Below are 14,316 nucleotides of genomic sequence, written 5' to 3' on the forward strand. Positions count from 1 at the left end.
CCCCCCGCCCCCCCGGGTCTTTTTTTTGGTGGTGTTGGTCCCGCCCCCCCCCCCCCCCCGCCACCTCCCATACCCTTCTCCCCACGCCCCCCCCCCCCCCCCCCCGCTCCTACAAAACATGCATCACGTTCAACCCAACTTCGGGTTCAACGTATACGTGCCATGCACCGATGCTTCGGCCAACACATGGCCTTGCATGGCGCGGTACACATCGGCGGCGGTGAATGCACCATCGACCGGCAGGCGTTCCACGTCCAGCGCGAACAGGCGGAAGAAATAGCGGTGCAGGCGCTCGTCATTGAACGGCGGGTACGGGCCGTCGTAGCCCAGGTACGTGCCGCTCATCTGTGCACTGCCGGCAAACCAGCCGGTGTAATCATTGATGCCCTGGCGTGCGCCGGCCGGACCCGCCGGCTGCGTCTTGCCGTGCGCGGTGAAACCGTCGCTGCAGCTGCCAGCGGCGATTTCGCGCAGTTCGGCAGGAACATCCACCATCACCCAATGCACGAAGTCGGCACGCGGCTGGTCCAGCGGGATGCTGACGTCGTCACGGCCCACCAACTCGGCCACGGTCGGCACGTCCGGGTCCACGCAGATCAGCGCGAATGAGCGCGTGCCAGCCGGCACATCGCTCCACGCCAGCTGCGGATTGCGGTTGCCGGCGAAGCCGTTGCCATCACCGGCGGCAAATTCCGCCGCGATCGGCTGTCCATTCTGAAAACTTTGACTGTCCAGTTTCATCATTGCTCCTTGGTCAGGCTTCGGGATAGCCCAGGCGCACCGCGACCGGGGTCAACACTGCAAATTCGGATGCCAGTACCTGCGCATAGTTGCGCCAGTGGCCAGCTGGAACGGTGCCCGGGCCAAGGCTGCGCACGGCGGGGAAACGCAGGCCGAAGGCCTGCTCCAGCAATGCACCCATCGCTGCCGGGTCGTTCACTGCATCGTCGGTGCGGATGATCATGTGCGTGTACAGATCCTGCTCATGCAGCAGCGCGACCTGCGCCAGTGCGCGTGCCAGCCACTGTGCGGCCTCGCTGGACGAGGTCAACGCCAACGGCGCAGGTGCACCCAGCGCCAGCCACTCAACCAGCATGTCGCGCGGGTCACGCAGGGCGATGACCAGGCGGCCTTCCGGCAGCTGCGGGCGCAGCGCCCACAGCAGCGCGTTGTCCCACCACAGCAACCAGTCGATCACGTTGCCATCTTCGATGCCGCGCGCCGGCAGCGCTTCGCGCCACTGCTGCACCAGCCGCTCCGGGCTGAGTTCGTCGTTGGCCAGGCGCTGCAGGGTCAGGAAATTCTGGAACGCGTCATTGGGCGGGGTCGGCCCGAAGCGATCACCGCGCAGCACGCGGCTGCCGGCAGCCATCACCGTGGCCACACGCTCCACACCCGAACCGGGCGCGCCCCACAGGAACATCGGCCGCACCGGGTTGTCGTCGGCGACTTCGCCCATCGCCGGCCATTCGGCCGGTGCGCGTGCCTGCTGCGGCAGCGGCAATCGGGTGGGTGCCAATTCCCCATGCGCCTGCAACCAGGTTGCCAGTGCACCGGCGCGGTCGCCGGCGCGGTCCTGGGTGGCGCCCAGCCAGCTGCGCACGGCCGCACGCGCCTGCTCGGGTGCGTTGTCCACCAGCCGCTGCACATGCGCGACCGCTGCGCTCGGCTCGCGCTGCAGTAGTGCTTCAACAATCCGCTGCTCGCCGCTGACCCGGCCCGGCTGCAGTGCAACGATGTGCTGGGCGATTGCTTCGGCCTCTTCGGCCTGGTCGTTCATGTCGTGCAGGCTCATCCGCGCTTCCAGCGCCGGCAGATGCTCGGGCATCTGTGCCAACCAGCGCTCGACCACGTCGACCGCTTCTTCGCTGCCGACCTGGGCAACCGCCAGACGCGCCATCCACAGATCGTGGAACTGCGGGTGCGCCTGCACCGCGGCATCCAGCTCACTGCGGGCTTCTTCGTCGCGTCCCAGGCGCTGCCAGGCCATCAACAGCAGCTGCAGCATGGCACGGTCGCCCGGCACCTGCTGCAGCAGCGGGCGCAGATGCTCCAGCGCCTGCAGCGGTTGCCCGGATGCCAATTCCAGTTCACCGGCCATGCGACGCAGGCCGGGAGTATCGCCCTCCGCCGTGGCCAGCACTTCGCGCATCATTTCCGCGGCACGGTCGGCATGGCCCTGGCGCAGGGCCAGCTGCACCACCATGCCACGCAACGCATTGTTGCTTGGGTTCAATTCGACCACGCGACGGAACGCCTGCTCGGCGAAAGCCAGCATGTCCTTGCCCAGGTAGGCAAAGCCCAGCGCGTACAGCACGCGCACATCCCCCGGCAGCTTGGCGCTGGCGGCCGACAGGATGGCCAGCGCACGGTCGGCGTCGCCGCGACGCAGCGCGACCATGCCTTCGATCGCGCCCAGCTCGGGGCTGTCCGGATCGACACGCGCGGCCATGCGGCCGAGGCGGTCGGCCTCGTCGACATCATCCCGGCCCAGCGCCAGATGCGCCTGCATCAGGTAGGCGGAAAATTCATTGGGATTGAGCGAGGTGCTGCGATCCAGTGCCTGCCCGGCGGCATCGATCTGGCGCTGCGCCAGCAGCAGGCCGGCGTGCTGCAGGTGCAGGGCCGCGTCATCCGGGGCCAGGCCCAAGGCAAGCTGCAGACTGCTCTGGGCTTGTTCCAGCTGGCCATGCTGCTGCAGCGCCAGCGCCAACCAGCGGTGGGCGGCGGCGTGCTGCGGTTCGGCGCCAACCCATGCCTGGGCCAGGGTCACGGCCTCGTCGGTGGCATTACGGCGCAGGGCTTCAATGATCTTGTCTTGCATGGCGGTCCAGCGTTAGCGCAAACCCGCATTGTAACGGGCGCGGCCACGCCCGCCGGGTTCAGCCGACGGCAGCGGCCAGGTGCTGCGCCACCCAGCGTTCGGAGAAGCCATCGCCGCGCAGGTTCTCAATGAAGCCGCAGTGGCCGCCCCAGCGCGCGATCTCCAGGTGGGCATCGGCCGGCAGCTGCCAGTGATCGAAGGTGGTGAACGGAATCACCGGGTCATCGGCCGCCATCAGGATCTCGGCCGGCACCTGCAACGCGGCCAGCTTGTTGCCGGCGATGGAATAACCGTCGAAGTACTCCTGCAGCGAACCGTAGTCAGTATGGCGGTCGACCAGCCAACCGGTCAGCGCGCGGATATCCAGCTTCAACACGCTGTCATCGCAATCGGCCAGCTCGGGGAACAGCGCGCGCTTGCGGCGCAGCGAGCCGGTCCATTTGCGGCGGAAATACCAGTCGTACATCGCCGGCCCGCGCTGGATGCTGTCCATGGTGATGGCCGGATCCAATACCGGGCATACCGATGCCACGTGCAGCAGTGGTACACCGGCGGCAGGCGCGTGCAGGGCCAGGCGCAGCACGAAGTTGCCGCCCAGCGAATAGCCCGCAGCCACCATCGGCAAGCCAGCAAAGCGCTGCGCGACATCGGCAGCGGCATTGACCACCTCGCCGATGCGGCAGGAATGGAAGATGCCCGGGTTGAGATGATGGGTGTTGCCGTGATCGCGGAAATTCAGCCGCACCACGTCAAACCCCTGCTCCAGCAGGCGCGCGGTGGTCATGCGCATATAGGCCGACTCGGCACTGCCTTCCCAGCCATGCAGCAGCAACGCCAGCGCCTTGGGCGGCGCGCCCGGCGGGCGGCTGTGCCAGGCCTGCAGGCGCACACCGTCGCCGCCATCGAGCATCAATTCCTGGGTCAATGCACCACTGCCAGCCAGCAGTTGCTGGCCGCGCCGCAGGCGTATCCGGCTCGAGGCCAGCATCGACTGCAGGTGCGGATTGCGCAGCCAGCGCGGTGGCCGGTAGTTGCAGGCGCTCAGCATGACCGACCCGGTTGGCGTTGCTTGCCCAACACAGTGCTGGCCGCGATATGCACCTTACGGCCCTTCCATCACCGCCACGATGCGCGCGCGCGAGGTCTCGGCGATGCGCCGGCGGCCTTCCAGATCCTGGATGGCGATGGGCTCGAGGAAATGCACCTCGCCACGCCGCGCCGGTTCACCGAGCAGGCGCAGGAAATTACCGGCGAAGCTCTCGCCCGGCCCGAACGCCACCGTGGTCTGCGCGTCACCGCGCACGCCATAGCGCAGCGCGATCGGCTGTACCGGCACCCCAGCCTCAACCGCTGCCTGGAAGATACGTGCATGGAACGGGCCGACTTCACGACCGCCGCGGGTGCGCCCTTCCGGGAATACGGCCACCGGCCGCTGCTCCTGCAGGCGCTTGACCATTTCCTCCATCACCCCACCCAGCGACTCGGTGTTGCCGCGCTGGTGGAAGATGGTATGGCCACGGCTGGCCACCCAGCCGACCACCGGCCAGCCGGCGATCTCGCGCTTGGCGACGAAGCCGACCATCTTCTGGCTGTGGATCACGCAGATATCGACCCAGCCCACATGGTTGGCGACGAACAGCACCGCACCAGGCAGCGGCTGGCCAACGCGCTGCAGGCGGAAGCCGAATATCCACATCAAACCACCCGACCACCAGCGCACGACCCGCTCTTCCAGTGGGTTGCTGGCGGGGCCCAAACGCCCCAACGGCTGCGTCATCAGCAGCAGGATCAGCGGTAGAAACAGGACAATGTGAACCAGCAGCAGCGGGGCGCGGTACAGGTAACGGAACACGCGGGCCACACCGCCCTGGCGGGCGGGACGGGGGGAAGTCATCCCTGCACGATACCGGATGCGGTCCGGCTTCCGCCAGCACGGCAGCGCAAGCGGCAGTCTTTCCAACCGCACATGTAAAAAGGTGCGCCGTGCCACACTATCGGCAGGAAGTGCCAGACGGCCTTTCGAATCGGGGTACGCCGGCACCTTTCCCGGCATGAAGTGTGTACAACAACACTATCGTTCAGGGGAGCGGCAAGATGGACCGGCAGCTGCTGTCATCGACAGAAGACATGCTGCATTTGTTCTCTGCGGCATTGGAGCAAATCGGCAATGGCGTCATTCTGTTCGACGACGCCAACACCATTCTGTACGTCAACCTTGCGATGGAAAGCATCTCCGGCTGGTCGCGCGCCGAGCTGCAGGGCAAGAACCTGGGCACCTTGGCGCCCAAGAGCATGCGCGAGCGCTACAACACCCGCCTCTACCCCGGCGCCAGCAACCGCGTACAGGAACTGGAAGCCGATCCGCATGACATCCAGTTGATCCGCAAGGACGACGTGCCCTGCTGGATCAGCGTCACCCTGTCGCACCTGGCCGACAACGGCCGCAGCATCCACCTGGCGCTGGTCAACGACGTCACCGCCAGGCGCTCGGCCCAAGCGCGCGAGCGGCTGTTGTCGCTGGGCTTCGATGAGACCCAGAGCGCGGTGCTGATCACCGATGCCGAAGGCCGCATCGTGCATCTGAACAAGGGCTTCCGGCGCCTGTTCGGGTTCCTGGACAGCGAGGCGATGGGCCAGTACGTGCCGGCTTTGCTGGCCCCGGACAACTACTCGCCCGACCGCGTGGGGGTGTATTTCGCGCGCCTGTTGGCCGGGCAGCCGATCCGCGCCGACGAGCGGCTCTACCGCAAGAACGGGCAGCCGCTATGGTGCTCGGTCAGCACCAACCCGATCTTCGATGATTACGGCACGCTGGTGAATCTGGTCATCGTGTTGATGGATATCACCCGTACCAAGGTGCATGAAGTCCTGCAGCACAAGATGCTCGACGCGATGGTGCGCGAAGTGCCTACCGCCGAGGTCATGCAGATGATGTGCCTGGAGGTGGAAAAGATCGCCCCGCAGGTGCTGTGCTCGGTGCTGCGGGTGGAAGAAGGGCGCCTGCGTCACCTGGCTGGGCCAAGCCTGCCCGAGGCCTATATACGGCTGGTGGACGGCATACCCGCCGCGCCGAAGACCGGCAGCTGCGGCACCGCTGCATACAGCGGCCAGACCGTGATCAGCCGCGACATCGCCACCGATCCCAACTGGGAGGGCCTCAGCCACCTGGCCCTGCAGCACGGCCTTGCGGCCTGCTGGTCGACGCCGATCAAGGCCAACGATGGCCGCGTACTCGGCACCTTCGCCTTCTACTACCGCCAGCCCTACGACCCGGACAGCTTCCATCGCCGGCTGGTGGAGGTGATCGTGCATCTATGCGCGCTGGCATTGGAACGCGAGGAGGCGCGCAACCGGATCCGCCGGCTGGCGTTCTACGATGACCTCACCGGCCTGCCCAACCGCAGCCTGCTGCACGCCCAGGCCGACCAGGCGATCACCGCCGCCGACCACCAAGGGCAGACATTGGCGGTGATGTTCATCGATCTGGACCGCTTCAAACAGATCAACGACTCCTTCGGTCACCCCGGTGGCGATGAGTTGCTGCGCACGGTGGCGCGCCGGCTGCAGGAAGAAACCGGGCCGATGGACATCGTCGGCCGGCTGTCCGGCGACGAATTCGTGGTGATCCTCAACCGCTGCGACGTGGCTGCCGCCAGCGAGCGCAGCGAACGCATCCTGCGCACCCTCGGCCTGCCGCTGGCGCTGGGCGAGCTGGAGATCCGGCCGTCGGCCAGCATCGGCATCAGCATCTTCCCGCACGATGGCGGCAACATGGACTCGCTGCTGCACCATGCCGACGTGGCCATGTACCAAGCCAAGCACAACGGCCGCAACCGCGTGCGCTTCTACAGCAGCGAGATGGACGAATGCTCGCAGGAGCGGATGGCGCTGGAAGCCGCCCTGCGCGAGGCCTTGGAACAGGGCCAGCTACAGCTGCATTACCAGCCGCAGATCGATATCCACAGCGGCCAGCTGCACAGCGTGGAAGCATTGGCACGCTGGCAGCATCCGCGCCTGGGCAGCGTGCCGCCGGTCCGCTTCATTCCCCTGGCCGAAGAAGCCGGGCTGATCGGCGACCTCGGCCAATGGGCGCTCGGCGAAGCCTGCCGGCAACTGGGCCGCTGGCGTCACGAGGGCCTGGATGTGCCATCGGTGTCGGTGAATCTGTCGCCGACCAACTTCCACAGCGCGGCATTGCCGGACTGCATCAGCCAGATCCTGCAGCAGGAATCACTGACTGCCGCCGACCTGATCCTGGAAATCACCGAAGACGTGCTGCTGGACGGCGACCCGATCACCCTGCAGACCCTGCGTCAGGTACACGCACTTGGCGTGCGACTGTCGATGGATGATTTCGGCACCGGCTATTCCAGCCTGAGCTACCTGCGCCAGCTGCCGATCAGCGAGCTCAAGCTGGACCGCAGCTTCGTGCACGGCATCGAAGGCGACAAGGTCGCCAGTGCGCTTACCCAGGCCATCGCCCATATCGGCCAGAGCCTGCAGTTGAAGGTGGTGGCAGAAGGGGTCGAGAGCCTGGAGCAGCTGAAGCTGTTGGGCGCGCAGGGTTACGAGGTGGCGCAGGGTTTCCATTTCACCCCTGCCTTGCCGGCGCCAGCGCTGGCGGACTGGGTGCGCGAGCATTTGCCGGTGGCGGTGATGGTTTAGTTGGTGGTTGCTGGGGTGGTGTCGGAGCAACAGCAAAAGCAAAAGCTACCCCTCCCCAGCCCTCCCCTTCGCTGCGCGAAAGGGAGGGGGTAAAGCTGCGCCCCCTCCCTTTGCCGCAGGCAAGGGGAGGGTTGGGGAGGGGGGCTTTTCAGCTCTTGGCTCTTGGCACTTAGCCCCAACCACCAACCACTCACCCAACAGCCACAACCGCCAAGGTCAGCCGCGAAATGCACACCGGCTTGCCGGCCTCATCCTCGATGCGGATCTCCCACACCTGGGTGGTGCGGCCTACATGCAGCGCGCGCGCAGTGCCGGTGACCACGCCGCTGCGTGCAGCGCGCAGATGGTTGGCATTGATCTCCAGGCCAACGCATACCTGCTGGGTCGTGTCCACGCAGAGATTGCCGGCGCTGCTGCCCAGCGTCTCGGCCAGCACCACCGAGGCACCACCGTGCAGCAGGCCGTAGGGCTGCTTGGTGCGCGCGTCCACCGGCATCGTCGCCTGCAGCCAGTCATCGCCGGCGGCGGTGAAGACGATGCCGAGATGGTCGATCAACGTGTTGCGGCTCAGCTCATTGACCAGCTTCAGGTCGACCGGCGCAAGGAATACTTGGCTCATTGCAGCTACCTGTCAGGGGAATGGAAGGCTCAGAGGATGGGGACCAGCCCGGCACCGAACGCCGTCAGCATGCGTACCAGCACCCATTTGGGGCCGACATTCACTTCCGGGAAATCGCCAACCGCGGTGTAACAGCTATGGAAACGCGGGTCCTGCCGTTGCAGCGGCTGCGGGCAGTCCGGGCCGGGTTTGAAGGCGTAGTCGGTGGCATAACGCCAGGGCCAGAAATCCAGGATCGGCAACGCCTCGGAGGCCTTGCCAATGCTGTAATTCAGCCCGGACAGCACCGGCGGCTTTTCGCGTGGCGCCACCACCCAGGAGTTGTCCGGGTGCACATCGCGCAGGATGCTCTGCGCCAATTGTTCGGCAAAGGCAGGGTCCTCGATGATCACCGCGCCTTCGGTGTTGTAGTTCTCACTGCGCGGATCGAAGTTGTGGGTGCCGATCACACCGATGCGGCGGTCCACCACCAGCGACTTGGCATGCAGGCCCATGCGCGCACCGCGACGGGTGACCGGCAGCGGTCGGTTGACCGCGCGCGTGCCGAGGAACGAGGGCCGGGTTTCGGTACGCAGTACCTCGCGCTCGACCTCGCTGCCATCGGCAGTGAGCCGACGCCCTGGGCCACTGCCGCTGCCACTACCGCGAACATTGCTGCCGGCCGCACTGCCACCCATCACCCGCCGCCGTACCGGTGCCGGCGGCTCGCCGTCCAACGGTGCTGGCAGCAACTGCGCATAGTCGATGGGCGCATCCAGCGGGAACGGTTTGTACTCGTAGATGTTGAAGCCCAGCTCGCGCATGTTGCGGCGCTTGTACTTGTAGGACAGCGCATAGACGATGGGGTTGTCAGTCGCCGCCAGGCTGTTGGTCGAGACCACCACGCGCGGCGGCACCTCGCGCTTGCGCAGGTCCTTGAACAGTTTCTGCGCGGGCTTGGACAGCACCAGGTACGGCGTCTGCAGCAGCACCTCGCTCTGCGCCTGGGCAATAAGCGCATCCAGTTTCGGCTCGGTCACATGCTGGCCATTGAGCGGCTGCGCCTCGCGCTCGCGCCGATGCTTGCGCGGCAGGTCAGCGACATAGCTGACCGCACTCACCGGCAGCGCAGTATCAACAAACGCCTGTTCGATGAACTCCGGATCCGAGGCTTCCTCATCCACCCGTGCGATCCGCTCGGGGCGCCGGAACGCGGCCTCCGGCATGGCCGGCACGCCATCGTTCAACAAGGTCCTGCCGACATCGTTCAGGCGCTCGGCCGGCACACTGCGCCGCGCCACCCAGAAGGCCTGGAAGTTGGCCGCCATCTCGCGTGCTTCCGGCCCGGCCACCACCACGTCGCGGTCGCGGAAGTTGTACTCGCTGTCCCAGTCGTAATAATCGTCCTGGTAATTGCGCCCACCGACCACCCCGATCACATCGTCGATCACCAGCAACTTGTTGTGCATGCGCTGGTTGAAACGGCGGAAGCAGCACAGCACGCTGCCGGCATAGTCGAAGTAACTGAGCTTGGCCTTGCCGAACGCCGGGTTGTAGACACGCAGCTCGAAATTGGCATGCGCGCCGGACAGGGCACCGAGCATCTGCAGGTCGGAGATCGCCGAGAGCTGGTCGATCAGCACCCGCACCTTGACCCCGCGGCGAGCGGCGGCCAGCAGTTCATCGATCACCATCCGCGCACTGTCGTCGGTGTCGAAGATATAGGTCTGCAGGTCAACGCTGCGGGTGGCACTGCGGATCAGGTTCAGCCGTGCGATCAGCGACAACTCGCCCTCGTCGACGATGGTGGCGTAATGCCGCGGCACCTGCGCGGTGGATTCAGCAATGGCCTTGCCACCCAGCGCACGCAACGGCGAATCCAGCGCGCAGCGGTCGGGTTTGTCACAGTCCACCACAGTGGAACGCGCGGCCACGGCGATGCCTTCGGCACGCTCGCGCTGCTGATTGGACAGCGAGGCACAACCGCTGGCCAGCAGGACCGCCAGCACCAGGAAAAGACGAATCACAGCTTTCACGTTTTGGGGGCGCCAACCAGGCGTGTACGCAGTACGAATATCACTCGATCACTCAGGGCCATCTGCCAGCTATCCATGCCATATCGGCCGCGCAGGATGGTACCGCGACTGACAAGGTCGCAATCATAGCCGGGCCGCGCGCATTCAGGCTTTGCCAGGCGCATCACTTCAGGCCGGCTGATGCCACGGATCGACAAGCGTCCCTGTACATCGCCGCCACTTTCGGTCAAGCGCGGGTCATAGGGATCGGAGTCAAACTCCACCACCGGGTAGCGCGCCGCATCAAAGAAGTCCTCGCCACGGATCCAGCCGGTATAGCGTGGCCGGTCGGGGATCTCCACGTATTCGGTGTACATGCGCAGCCGCACCTGGTGGCGGCCATCGGGCAGCACCGTGATCCAGCCCTCGAAGCGCGGGAAAACACCCTCGACCTTCTGCCCGAAGCGGGTACGTATTTCAAAGCCAAAACGGGAATGTGCCGTGTCGAAATGCAATGGCTCGGCCGCTAGGGCCGAGCCAGACAGCATCAACAGAATCAGCAGCAGCCCAAACCGCGCCGCCGCCATGGACTCAGGGCCACCAGAATGCGGTCAACTTGGCGATGCCGGGTTCGATCGCCGCCTCCATCGGCAACGACAGCACCGCGACCGACGCCGGCGGCATGCCGCGGTAATCACCGGTCTGGCCACTGTGCATCAGCGCCACCAGCTGCTCCAGTCCCGGGTTGTGACCGACCACCAGCACGCGCTCCACCTCGCTGTGCTCGTCCAGCAGGGCCGCCAGGGTGCCCGGCGCAGCATCATAGATGCGTTCTTCCAGGCGTTGCTCGACGTAACCGGTACGCTCGAGCACCGCCTCCAGGGTCTCCCGGGCACGGCGGGCCGGCGAGCACAGCACCCGGTCCGGCACCAACTTGTTTTCCTGTAACCAACGGCCGGCCGCCTCGGCCTCGGCCAAGCCATGCGGTGAGAGGGGCCGGTCGATGTCGGCTTGGCCATTGGCCGCCGGTTCGGCATGGGCATGTCGCAGCAGGATCAATTCACGCATGGTCGGGTAGTACTCCTGTCAGACCTTGTTCAACCACTTGAGCAGCGGCTCCCAGTCCTGCTGGTGCTCGCGTACCTGTGCTGAGTGATAGTCGAACAGGCTGCGCCCGAGCCCGACCATCACCACATAACTCTGGCTGTCGCGCAGCTGCGCGACCACCTCATACGGCCATTCGGCCAGCATCTGCCTTGCCTGTTGCGAGGTCTGCGTCCACGGCTTGGTGCGGTTGAGCACCAGCCCCACCGGCACCGCCCGCGAGTGGATGCGCTTGATCTTGGACAGGCTGTTGAGGAAGCCGACGATGGCCTCGATGTCCAGCGCCGAGGGCAGCACCGGCACCACCACCGCATCGGCGATGTCGATGAAGCGCTCCAGGTCCTCGCCATAGGCACCGGCCGGGGCATCGATGATGACCTGCTCGGCGCCATCGGGAATGAGTTTTTCCCAGTTCTTCTTGCGGTGCACGTCCACCGGCAGCACGGCGCTCTCCAGGATCGAGCGGCGTTGCGCCCAGCGGGTGCTGGAGCCCTGCGGGTCGGCATCGGCGATCACCGTTGCCAAGCCGGACAAGGCCGAGTGGGCGGCCAGATGGGTAGCGATGGTGGTCTTGCCGACACCGCCTTTGGAGCCGGCTACCAGAATCGTCTTCATGCACGCCTCGTTTTCGCGGGACTTGCCCGCAGCGTACACCGGCCCGCGTTACCAAAGGTAGTCATCCGGTGAGGAAGCCGCCCCGGCAAGGCCTGCGGCTTTGCTATCGTGTCGCCCCCGGCATTGGAACCACCATGAGCGAGCTGCAGGACCTCACCGCACTGATCCGCGCCAACACCGCGCTGATCGTCATCGAAACGCAGGATGAGACCCGTATCGTGGGCCTGTTCCGCGAAGCCTTGATGCATGTGTGGCGCTCGCTGTACCGCTGGTCGATCACCGAGGGCCTGCGCCGCATCGACATGGACCGCGAGGACGAGGCGGTCGGCCCGCCCGATGCCAGCGCCGCCCTGCGCATGATCCAGGAGGCCGACCAGCGCGGCATCTACCTGCTGCTCGATTTCCACCCCTACCTGGGCTACGCCAGCCACCAACGGCTGCTGCGCGACATCATCCAGCGCCGCCACAGCCAGCCGCACGTAGTGGTGCTGGTCGGCGCCAAGGTCGAGCTGTCGGCCGAACTGGAAGCACTGGCGACCCGCTTCAATCCGCGCCTGCCCGATGCCAACGCGCTGCTGAAGATGCTGCGCGAGGAAGCGGCCAGCTATGCCCAGGAGAACGGCGGGCGCCGGGTCGAGGTGGACCAGGAGGCGGTGCAGCAGATCCTGCGCAACCTGCGCGGGCTGAGCATGACCGACGCCCGCCGCATCGCCCGCCAGCTGATCTTCGCCGACGGCGCGCTGAAAGCCGACGACCTGCCGCAGCTGGCCAAGCTCAAGTTCGAGCTGCTCAACCGCAGCGGCCACCTGCATTACGAATACGACTCGGCCCGCTTCAGCGACGTGGCCGGTGCGCGCCGGCTCAAGCGCTGGATCGAGCAACGCCGCGCAGTCTTCGTCTCCGGCAACGCCCCGCCCGGCTTGGACCCGCCCAAGGGCATGCTGCTGCTCGGCGTGCAGGGCTGCGGCAAGTCGATGCTGGCCAAGGCCACTGCCGCCGGTTTCGGGGTGCCGCTGCTGCGCCTGGACTTCGGCACGCTGTACAACAAGTACCACGGCGAGACCGAGAAGAACCTGCGCGACGCGCTGGCCTCGGCCGAGCAGCTGGCGCCCTGCGTGCTGTGGATAGACGAGGTAGAGAAGGGGCTGGCCAGTGGCGGGGAGGACGGCGGCGTGTCGCGCCGCGTGCTTGGCTACCTGCTGACCTGGATGGCCGAGCGCAGGGCACCGGTGTTCATCGTCGCCACCGCCAACCAGGTGCAGGAACTGCCGGCCGAACTACTGCGCAAGGGCCGCTTCGACGAAATTTTCTTCGTCGACCTGCCCTCGCCCGATACCCGCGTCGAGCTGCTGCACCTGCATCTGCAGCGTCGCCAGCTGCAGCCGGACCTGTTCGCCCTGCCCGCCTTGGCAGCAGCCAGCGAAGGCTTCTCCGGTGCCGAGATCGAGCAGGCGGTGGTCGCCGGCCTATATGCCGCGCATGCCGAGCAGAAACCGCTGGACACCGAGCTGCTGATGGACGAGATCCGCAACACAAGACCGCTGTCGGTGCTGATGGCCGAACAAGTGCAGTCATTGCGTGACTGGGCGCGCGAGCGCACCGTACCAGCGGATTGAAGCTGCTCGAAGGCGCAATCACTGTCATACGCAGTAGTGCCGAGCCATGCTCGGCAGAAGCTTTCCCAGCCAAAGCAAAAGCCCCCCTCCCCAACCCTCCCCTTCGCGATGCGAAAGGGAGGGCGCAAGCGGTAGTGCCGAGCCATGCTCGGCAGAGGCTTTCCCAGCCAAAGCAAAAGCACCCCTCCCCAACCCTCCCCTTTGCCATGCGAAAGGGAGGGCACAAGCGGTAGTGCCGAGCCATGCTCGGCAGGGGCTTTCCCGGCCAAAGCAAAAGCACCCCTCTCCAACCCTCCCCTTCGCGATGCGAAAGGGAGGGCGCAAGCGGACCTGCCACATCATTCAATAATCCGAAACCACGTCTGGTTACGCCCACTATCCATGGCAGCAGACAAGCACGGCGTGATGTCCGGGAAACTGCCTGCATATCTCAATCGCGCGTTCATCCCACGCGCAGGCTGCGGGCTCATGGCGATCCCTGTTCTCAAACCACCCAGGCTCAGGAGTAACGATTGCCGAAGTGACCCCACTCTCGGTGAGCGTATCAGCCGGAAAGACCAGGTACTCGGAATCTCGCAAAGCGGTCGGCCAGTCCCGCAAGTCGACGCCATTTTCCTCAAGCCAATCCCGTGTGCAGCACCAGTAGTAATCCCACGCACCAGGTGACAGGTCGTCCTGCCACATCTGGAATGGCTTCATTTGCATGGCAACGGCTGCTCCCATGGCATGTCCATCGCTGACATCCGTACCCAAGGGCAATACGACCAGCGCATAGAATTTCATCGGAACCGGGAACCTTGATATCTGAACCAACCCACGATGCAAAGCGAGTCCATGGCTCAGCGTACATCACGGGCGCAGTATCTATCTGCGCGTACG

The 14,316-nt window shown here is 65.7% G+C and carries 12 protein-coding genes; 2 read left to right on the plus strand and 10 right to left on the minus strand.

Features of this window, described 5'->3' with window-relative positions:
• Positions 1-129 precede the first annotated feature (129 nt).
• From ACVOLV_RS08095 to ACVOLV_RS08110, 4 genes are read right to left on the minus strand one after another with little or no spacing between them, the layout of a single operon-like run.
• On the minus strand, positions 130-741 hold the full coding sequence (locus ACVOLV_RS08095; RefSeq protein WP_481553924.1) for a YbhB/YbcL family Raf kinase inhibitor-like protein: 612 nt from the start codon (positions 739-741) through the stop codon (positions 130-132).
• Positions 742-754: 13 nt separating this feature from the next.
• On the minus strand, positions 755-2,824 hold the full coding sequence (locus ACVOLV_RS08100; protein ID WP_481553925.1) for a tetratricopeptide repeat protein: 2,070 nt from the start codon (positions 2,822-2,824) through the stop codon (positions 755-757).
• Between the two features lie 58 nt (positions 2,825-2,882).
• Positions 2,883-3,869 carry a YheT family hydrolase gene (locus ACVOLV_RS08105; RefSeq protein WP_481553977.1) on the minus strand — a complete coding sequence of 329 codons (987 nt, stop codon included), beginning with the start codon at positions 3,867-3,869 and terminating at the stop codon, positions 2,883-2,885.
• 57 nt (positions 3,870-3,926) lie between these two features.
• On the minus strand, positions 3,927-4,718 hold the full coding sequence (locus ACVOLV_RS08110) for a lysophospholipid acyltransferase family protein (RefSeq protein WP_481553926.1): 792 nt from the start codon (positions 4,716-4,718) through the stop codon (positions 3,927-3,929).
• Between the two features lie 200 nt (positions 4,719-4,918).
• Here ACVOLV_RS08110 and ACVOLV_RS08115 point away from each other — a divergent pair, with 200 nt between their 5' ends.
• A complete protein-coding gene (locus tag ACVOLV_RS08115; protein ID WP_481553927.1) occupies positions 4,919-7,489 on the plus strand; it encodes an EAL domain-containing protein in 2,571 nt (856 codons plus the stop codon).
• 190 nt (positions 7,490-7,679) lie between these two features.
• Here the strand turns inward: ACVOLV_RS08115 and ACVOLV_RS08120 are convergent, their stop codons facing one another.
• Genes ACVOLV_RS08120 through ACVOLV_RS08140 form a run of 5 tightly spaced genes read right to left on the minus strand, consistent with a single transcriptional unit; the run spans position 7,680 to position 11,821 of the window.
• Complete coding sequence (locus ACVOLV_RS08120) at positions 7,680-8,108, minus strand: hotdog fold thioesterase (RefSeq protein ID WP_481553928.1); 429 nt, start codon at positions 8,106-8,108, stop codon at positions 7,680-7,682.
• Positions 8,109-8,137: 29 nt separating this feature from the next.
• Entirely contained in the window at positions 8,138-10,114 is a 1,977-nt protein-coding gene (locus ACVOLV_RS08125) for a phospholipase D family protein (protein ID WP_481553929.1), read from the minus strand.
• A gap of 5 nt (positions 10,115-10,119) precedes the next feature.
• Positions 10,120-10,650, minus strand: coding sequence for a YceI family protein (locus ACVOLV_RS08130; protein WP_481553930.1), 531 nt, complete (start codon positions 10,648-10,650; stop codon positions 10,120-10,122).
• Between the two features lie 43 nt (positions 10,651-10,693).
• On the minus strand, positions 10,694-11,170 hold the full coding sequence (locus tag ACVOLV_RS08135; RefSeq protein ID WP_481553931.1) for a SixA phosphatase family protein: 477 nt from the start codon (positions 11,168-11,170) through the stop codon (positions 10,694-10,696).
• Between the two features lie 18 nt (positions 11,171-11,188).
• The gene (locus ACVOLV_RS08140; RefSeq protein ID WP_481553932.1) at positions 11,189-11,821 is read right to left on the minus strand and encodes a ParA family protein; all 633 of its coding nucleotides are present in this window, start codon (positions 11,819-11,821) and stop codon (positions 11,189-11,191) included.
• 134 nt (positions 11,822-11,955) lie between these two features.
• On the opposite strand from ACVOLV_RS08140, the gene ACVOLV_RS08145 reads away from it, so the two are divergent.
• A complete protein-coding gene (locus ACVOLV_RS08145; protein WP_481553933.1) occupies positions 11,956-13,437 on the plus strand; it encodes an AAA family ATPase in 1,482 nt (493 codons plus the stop codon).
• 375 nt (positions 13,438-13,812) lie between these two features.
• Here the strand turns inward: ACVOLV_RS08145 and ACVOLV_RS08150 are convergent, their stop codons facing one another.
• Positions 13,813-14,220: a hypothetical protein gene (locus ACVOLV_RS08150; protein WP_481553934.1), complete on the minus strand. Its 408-nt coding sequence runs from the start codon at positions 14,218-14,220 to the stop codon at positions 13,813-13,815.
• Positions 14,221-14,316 lie beyond the last annotated feature (96 nt).

The organism is Stenotrophomonas sp. STEN023 (assembly GCF_056760135.1).

Coding starts and splice junctions, on each gene's coding strand:
- ACVOLV_RS08095 (WP_481553924.1), bottom strand. CDS start 741: ATGAAACTGGACAGTCAAAGTTTTCAGAATGGACAGCCGATCGCGGCG.
- ACVOLV_RS08100 (WP_481553925.1), bottom strand. CDS start 2,824: ATGCAAGACAAGATCATTGAAGCCCTGCGCCGTAATGCCACCGACGAG.
- ACVOLV_RS08110 (WP_481553926.1), bottom strand. CDS start 4,718: ATGACTTCCCCCCGTCCCGCCCGCCAGGGCGGTGTGGCCCGCGTGTTC.
- ACVOLV_RS08115 (WP_481553927.1), top strand. CDS start 4,919: ATGGACCGGCAGCTGCTGTCATCGACAGAAGACATGCTGCATTTGTTC.
- ACVOLV_RS08120 (WP_481553928.1), bottom strand. CDS start 8,108: ATGAGCCAAGTATTCCTTGCGCCGGTCGACCTGAAGCTGGTCAATGAG.
- ACVOLV_RS08130 (WP_481553930.1), bottom strand. CDS start 10,650: ATGCTGTCTGGCTCGGCCCTAGCGGCCGAGCCATTGCATTTCGACACG.
- ACVOLV_RS08135 (WP_481553931.1), bottom strand. CDS start 11,170: ATGCGTGAATTGATCCTGCTGCGACATGCCCATGCCGAACCGGCGGCC.
- ACVOLV_RS08140 (WP_481553932.1), bottom strand. CDS start 11,821: ATGAAGACGATTCTGGTAGCCGGCTCCAAAGGCGGTGTCGGCAAGACC.
- ACVOLV_RS08145 (WP_481553933.1), top strand. CDS start 11,956: ATGAGCGAGCTGCAGGACCTCACCGCACTGATCCGCGCCAACACCGCG.
- ACVOLV_RS08150 (WP_481553934.1), bottom strand. CDS start 14,220: ATGAAATTCTATGCGCTGGTCGTATTGCCCTTGGGTACGGATGTCAGC.